Origin of the sequence: Massilia orientalis, assembly GCF_030411975.2 — a bacterium.
Taxonomy (GTDB): Bacteria; Pseudomonadota; Gammaproteobacteria; order Burkholderiales; family Burkholderiaceae_D; genus Telluria; species Telluria orientalis.
The window spans coordinates 1-1,121 of record NZ_JASNRB020000084.1; the positions used below are offsets into that span (position 1 = coordinate 1).

General features: G+C 68.6%; 1 pseudogene. It reads right to left on the bottom strand.

The window, feature by feature from the left end:
* Nucleotides 1-1,121, bottom strand: a pseudogene (locus QPK29_RS33460) (heme utilization protein); the annotation flags it as partial.

Sequence of the window (1,121 nt, forward strand, 5' to 3'; positions counted from 1 at the left end):
GCGGTCGTCAGCGCGGCGATCTGGGCGGTCGTCATCGACGCCAGCTGGTTCGTCGTCAGGCCGGCCGAGATCTGGTTGGTCGTCAGCGCGGCAACCTGGCTCGTCTTGAAAGCGGCGAGGTCGGCGGTCTGCAGCGCGGCAACCTGGTTGGTCGTCAGTGCAGCGGTCTGGGCGGTCGTCAGTGCGCCTGCCTGGGCCGTGGTCAGGGCGACGATCTGGTTCGTCGTCAGGCCAGCGGACACCTGGGCCGTGGTCAGCGCGGCGATCTGCGCGGACGTCAGCGACGCCAGCTGGTTCGTCGTCAGGCCGGCCGAGATCTGGTTCGTCGTCAGCGCGGCAACCTGGTTCGTCTTGAACGCGGCGAGGTCGGCGGTCTGCAGTGCTGCGACCTGGTTCGTGGTCAGGTTGGCGGTCTGGGCGGTGGTCAGCGCGCCTGCCTGGGCCGTGGTCAGGGCGACGATCTGGTTCGTCGTTAGGCCTGCGGACACCTGGTTCGTGGTCAGCGCGGCGATCTGGGCCGTCGTCATCGCCGCCAGGTCACGGGTCTCCAGCGCGGCGACCTGGTTGGTCGTCAGGTTGGAAGCCTGTGCGGTCGTCAGGGCGGCAGCCTGGGCCGTCGTCAGGGCGACGATCTGGTTCGTCGTCAGGCCAGCCGACACCTGGGCCGTGGTCAGCGCGGCGATCTGGGCGGTCGTCATCGACGACAACTGGTTCGTCGACAGGCCGGCCGAGATCTGGTTCGTCGTCAGCGCGGCAACCTGGCTCGTCTTGAATGCGGCGAGGTCGGCGGTCTGCAGTGCGGCAACCTGGTTGGTCGTCAGTGCGGCGGTCTGCGCGTTGGTCAGCGCACCTGCCTGGGACGTGGTCAAGGCAACGATCTGGTTCGTCGTCAGGCCAGCCGACACCTGGTTCGTGGTCAGCGCGGCGATCTGGTTCGTCTTCAGCGACGCGAGGTCGGCCGTTTCGATCGCGGCGACCTGGTTCGTCGTCAGCGCGCCGACCTGGCCGGTCGTCAGGGCACCCGCCTGGTTCGTGGTCAGGGCAACGATCTGGTTCGTCGTCAGGCCAGCGGACACCTGGGCGGTCGTCAGCGCGGCGATCTGCGCGGTCGTCAGCGAGGA